General features: G+C 68.7%; 6 protein-coding genes. 4 read left to right on the top strand and 2 right to left on the bottom strand.

Annotated elements, in window-relative coordinates; translation table 11 throughout:
• A partial coding sequence (locus ACK42S_RS15455) for a LysR family transcriptional regulator (protein ID WP_409709509.1) occupies positions 1–286 on the bottom strand: 286 nt, incomplete at its 3' end.
• A gap of 128 nt (positions 287–414) precedes the next feature.
• Here ACK42S_RS15455 and ACK42S_RS15460 point away from each other — a divergent pair.
• From ACK42S_RS15460 to ACK42S_RS15475, 4 genes are all read left to right on the top strand, one after another.
• The gene (locus ACK42S_RS15460) at positions 415–1,353 is read left to right on the top strand and encodes a hydroxymethylglutaryl-CoA lyase (RefSeq protein WP_409709512.1); all 939 of its coding nucleotides are present in this window, start codon (positions 415–417) and stop codon (positions 1,351–1,353) included.
• A 28-nt stretch (positions 1,354–1,381) separates the two neighbouring features.
• Positions 1,382–2,521, top strand: coding sequence for a CaiB/BaiF CoA transferase family protein (locus ACK42S_RS15465; RefSeq protein WP_409709515.1), 1,140 nt, complete (start codon positions 1,382–1,384; stop codon positions 2,519–2,521).
• A 66-nt stretch (positions 2,522–2,587) separates the two neighbouring features.
• Positions 2,588–3,562, top strand: a complete 975-nt coding sequence (locus tag ACK42S_RS15470; protein ID WP_409709518.1) for a Bug family tripartite tricarboxylate transporter substrate binding protein — start codon at positions 2,588–2,590, stop codon at positions 3,560–3,562.
• Positions 3,563–3,669: 107 nt separating this feature from the next.
• On the top strand, positions 3,670–4,491 hold the full coding sequence (locus tag ACK42S_RS15475) for a DUF3047 domain-containing protein (protein ID WP_409709521.1): 822 nt from the start codon (positions 3,670–3,672) through the stop codon (positions 4,489–4,491).
• Positions 4,492–4,502: 11 nt separating this feature from the next.
• Here the strand turns inward: ACK42S_RS15475 and ACK42S_RS15480 are convergent.
• Positions 4,503–5,294 (bottom strand): aldehyde dehydrogenase family protein (locus ACK42S_RS15480; protein ID WP_409709524.1); only part of this gene is annotated, 792 nt, incomplete at its 5' end.

Consider the following 5,294-nt stretch of genomic DNA (forward strand, 5'->3'; position numbering starts at 1 on the left):
TGCCCTGCACCCCGCTGGCAAAGCCGCTCAGTTCGGCCTGCAGCCGCCCCATCGCCCCCAGCACCTCGCGGGCCTGGCGCAGCAGCACTTCGCCGGCCGCCGTGGGCCGGATGCCCCGCCGCCCCCTCACGAGCAGGCTCACGCCCACAGCCTCTTCGATGGCCGCGATGCGCTTGCTGATGGCCGAGGCCACGATAGCCTCGCGCTCGGCCGCGCGGGCGATGTTGCCCTCCTCGCACACGGCAACGAACAACTGCAACGAGACGGGATCGAGCGGACGGGTCATGGGCCAGGAGACGTTCTATTTCGGAACGGTATTGATGCCGAAATATCTCCACACGTCCATTCGGGAATGTCTAGAGTCCAGACCATCCCAAGACCATCTCAAAACATCCCGATACCCAGGAGTGTTCCATGCCCCCCTTGCCCCGCTGCGCCATCGTTCGCGAAGTCGGCCTGCGCGACGGTCTGCAAAGCATCGCCACCGTCGTCAGCACCGAGCGCAAGTGTGCGTGGGTGCGCACCGCGTTTGCCGCCGGCCTGCGCGAGATCGAGGTGGGCTCCTTCGTGCCGGCCCGGCTGCTGCCCCAGTTGGCCGACACGGCCGACGTCCTGCACTATGCCAAGACCCTGCCCGGGCTGAGCGCTTCGGTGCTGGTGCCCAACCTCCGCGGCGCCGAACGCGCGCTCGAACTCGGCGCAGACCTGATGATCCTGCCCCTGTCGGCCAGCCACGCGCACAGCCTGGCCAACCTGCGCAAGACGCCTGATGAGGTGGTGGCCGAACTGGGCCGCATCCGCGCCGCGCGCGATGCCTCGGGCCGGCGCACGCTGATCGAGGGGGGCGTGGGCACGGCCTTCGGCTGCACGATCCAGGGCGAGGTCCGCCCCGCCGAGGTGCTGCGCCTGATGCAGGCCCTGCTCGACGCCGGCGCCGACCGCGTGAGCCTGGCCGACACCGTGGGCTATGCCGACCCGGCCGCGGTGAGCCGCCTGTTCGAGCAGGCGCTGAGAATCGCCGGCGACCGCCTGTGCTGCGGCCACTTCCACGACACCCGCGGCCTGGCCCTGGCCAATGTGGTGGCCGCGCTGCAACTGGGCATCACGCGCTTCGATGCCTCGCTGGCCGGCATCGGCGGCTGCCCGCATGCGCCCGGCGCCAGCGGCAATGCCGCCACCGAGGACCTGGCCTTCCTGCTCGAATCGATGGGGGTGGACACCGGGCTCGATCTCGAAGCCCTGTTGGCCCTGCGCGCCCAGGTGGCCGGCTGGATCGAGGGCGAACCCACCCATGGCGCGCTGTGGCGCGCCGGCCTGCCCCAGACCTTCTGCCCGGCTCGAGCCAGGGCGTGAGCCCCTTTCATCGAAGGAGAGCGCTTCCATGTCGTCTGCTTTACCCCTCGAGGGCGTGCGCGTCGTCGAGTTCACCCACATGGTCATGGGTCCCACCTGCGGAATGATCCTGGCCGACCTCGGTGCCGAGGTGATCAAGATCGAGCCGCCCGGCGGCGACAAGACGCGCCGCCTGCCGGGCCTGGGCATCGGCTTCTTCCGCAGCTTCAACCGCAACAAGAAGAGCGTCGTGCTCGACATCCACAGCCCGGAAGGCCGCGACACCGCCGTGGAGCTCATCGGCCAGTGCGATGTGGTGATCGAGAACTTCCGCCCTGGCCTGATGGCCCAGCTCGGCCTCGACTACGCAACGCTCTCGAAGCGCTTCCCGCGCCTGATCTATGCCTCGCACAAGGGCTTCCTGCCCGGGCCTTACGAACGCCGCACCGCGCTCGACGAGGTGGTGCAGATGATGGGGGGCCTGTCGTACATGACCGGTCCCGAAGGCCGGCCGCTGCGCGCGGGCACCTCCGTCAACGACATCATGGGCGGCATGTTCGGCGCCATCGGCGTGCTGGCCGCGCTGCGCGAGCGCGAACGCACTGGACGCGGGCAAGAAGTGCAAAGCGCCCTGTTCGAGAACTGCGTGTTCCTGGTGGCTCAGCACATGCAGCAGTACCAGATGACTGGCGAGCCGCCGCCGCCCATGCCCTCGCGCGTATCGGCCTGGAGCGTCTACGACGTCTTCACGCTGGCCGACGGCGAGCAGCTGTTCATCGGTGCCGTGAGCGACCGCCAGTTCCAGACCCTGTGCGAGGTGCTCGAACGGCGCGACCTGGCCAACGACCCCACGCTGGCCACCAACGCCCAGCGTGTGGCTGTGCGCCCGGCACTGCTGCAACGCCTGGGCGAGACACTGCGGCATTGGCGGATCGACGAACTCTCGGCCCGCCTGGAAGCGGCCGGCCTGCCCCATGCCCCCATCCGGCGGCCCGACCAGCTCGTGGACGATCCGCACCTGCGCGCCAGCGGCGGCCTCGTGCCCATGACCACCGACGAGGGCGACACCACCCAGGTCGTGCTGCTGCCGCTGCGGATGGGTGGGCGTCGCCCCGGGGTGCGCCAGCCCCTGGCCAAGGTGGGCGAGCACACCGAAGAGGTGCTCTCGCGGCTGCCTTCGAGCACATGACCACAGCCCTCCACCACCACGTTCGTTCCCCGTTCCCTTCAATTCCGAAGACAAAAGGAGACATCGATGACCCCCAGCATTCACCGCCGCGCCTGGATGGTCCTGGCTGCGCTGACCCTGAGCAGCGCCGTTGCTGTAGCGCAAGGCACCGGCTCGCCCGTGCGCGTGATCCTGCCCGTGGGCGCAGGATCGGGCGTGGATACCATCGTGCGCGCCGCTCAGAACGCGCTGGCCAAGGCTCTGGGCCAGCCCGTGGTGATCGAGAACCTGCCCGGCGCCGGCGGCATCACCGGCACGCAGGCTATCGTGAAAGCCGCGCCCGACGGCAACACCATCGGTGTCGTCTCCAACAACCATGCCGTCAACCCCAGCGTGTTCAAGACCATGCCCTATGACGGCATCCGGGATCTCACGCCGATCTCGGTGGTGGGCGCCACGCCCTTCGTGTTGGTGGTCAACCCGAACAAAGTACCGGCGCGCAACGCCAAAGAGCTGCAGGCCTTTTTGCAAGCCCGCCCGGGGCAAACGAACTTTGCCTCATCCGGCAACGGCACCATCATCCACCTGGCCGGCGAGATGTTCATTGATGCCGCCGGCGTGGACTCACGCCACATCCCCTACAAAGGCATGGGGCCGATGATCGCCGACCTCATCGGCGGTCAGGTGGAATGGGGTGTGGCCGCCCTGCCCGCCGTGCAGGGCCATCTCAAGAGCGGCGCGCTGCGCGCCATCGGCGTGATGGGCTCACAGCGCGTGGCCTCGCTGCCCGAGCTGCCCACCCTTGCCGAACAGGGCTTCCCGGACGTGGACGTGGGCGGCTGGTTCGCCGTGGTGGCCCCGGCCGGGCTGCCAGCGGCCCAGGTGCAGCGCATCCACGCCGCCGTCGTGGCTGCCTTTGCCGACCCCGAGGTCAAGGCCGCGATGGCCCGCCAGGAAAACATCATCCACCCCACCTCACCCGAGGCCGCGCTGCAGTTCTTCAAGACCGAGCAGGCGCGCTACGCCCGGCTGGTGCAGAAAGCTCAAGTGAAGCTCGATTGAATCGCCCCCCACGGGGCGGCGGCCCGCCCGCCGCCGCGCCGAGGCACCGTCATGAACACTTCATGCGAGGATAGGAGTATCGAAAGTCTCTCGGTCCCATCCCGCCCATGCACGAACCGGTTCGCCTCCAGACGCCTGCCGACGCCCTGGCAAACAGCGACCTGCCCGATCCCGGGCGGCGCCGCTGGCTCGGTCGAACGGTGCTGGCCTGTGCAGCGCTGGCCGGCTGTGCGCAACGCAAGGGCCCGGGGCCCGACGAGGCCGCCGCGCCCTCTCAAGTGGCGCCGTTCTCGGCCTCGGCACCCGACGGCCGGCTGCCAAGGGGCTGGGAACCCTACGTCTTGCGCCGAGACAAGCGCCCGACCCGTTACGGCACCGAAGCGCACGACGGCCGCACCGTGCTGCGGGCCGACTCCCTCGGCGCGGCCACCGGCCTGCGCTGCCCGGTGGACATCGATCCGCTGCACGCCGGCCGGCTGCGCTTTTCCTGGAGGGTCGACGACGTGGATCCTCGCCTGACCGTGACCGATCCACGCATCGACGATGCGCCCGCGCGCGTGATCCTGGCCTTCGATGGAGACCTGCGGCGGCTGTCGCTGCGCGACCTGATCTTCTACGAGCAGGTCGAGGCTTTCACCGGTCAGCGCTTGCCCTATGCCAGCCTGATGTACGTCTGGGACGGCCGGGCGCCCCGCGAAACGGTGGTCCAGTACGCCCGCAGTGGACGCATCCGCTACCTCGTCGTCGACAGCGGCACGCAGCCGGCCGGACGCTGGCGCTTGCACGAGCGCGATGTGGTGGCCGACTTCCGTCGGGTTTTCGGCGAAGACCCCGGCCCGGTGCGCAGCGTGGGCGTGCTCACCGACAGCGACGACCTGGACATCGCGCTCACCGCCTGGTATGGCGACATCTCGCTCACACGGTCTTGACAAGCGCTGCGCTATGACAGCGTGTATGCGGTTTTGACCGTCGTGTAGAACTCGGCGGCATAGCGGCCTTGCTCGCGCGGCCCATAGCTCGAGGCTTTGCGCCCGCCAAAGGGCACGTGATAGTCCACGCCCGCGGTGGGCAGGTTCACCATCACCATGCCCGCCTGGGCATGACGCTTGAAATGCGTGGCGTGCTTCAAACTCGTGGTCGCAATGCCCGCACTCAGGCCGAAGGGCGTGTCATTGGCCAAGTGCAAAGCCTCCTCGTAATCCCTGGCGCGAATCACGCTGACCACCGGGCCGAAGATCTCCTCGGTATTGATGCGCATGGTCGGCGTGGTGTGCGTGAACAGCGCCGGGGTGAGGTAGTAGCCGGGCGCGCCGTCGGCGTTGCAGTCGATGCGTTGCCCCCCTGCGGCCAGCGTCGCACCTTCTCGTTGGCCGATGGCGATGTATTCGAGGTCCTGGGCGAGCTGGCGCTCGTCGACCACCGGGCCGATGTCGGTGCCCGGCTTGCGGGCATCGTCCACCTTCAGGCACCGCATGCGCTCGATCATCGAGGCCACGAAACGGTCGTGGATCCCCTCGGTGACGATCACGCGCGAAGACGCCGTGCAGCGCTGACCGGTGGAGAAAAAGCCGCTGTTGATGGCGCAACTGACGGCCACGTCCATGTCGGCATCGTCCAGCACCACGAAGGGGTTTTTGCCGCCCATCTCGAGTTGGAACTTCGCCCCTCGCGCCACGCAAGCCTGTGCCACCTGACGCCCGGTGGCCAACGAGCCGGTGAAGCTGACCGCCGC

Source organism: Caldimonas sp. (genome assembly GCF_046289365.1).
Taxonomy (GTDB): Bacteria; Pseudomonadota; Gammaproteobacteria; order Burkholderiales; family Burkholderiaceae_C; genus Caldimonas.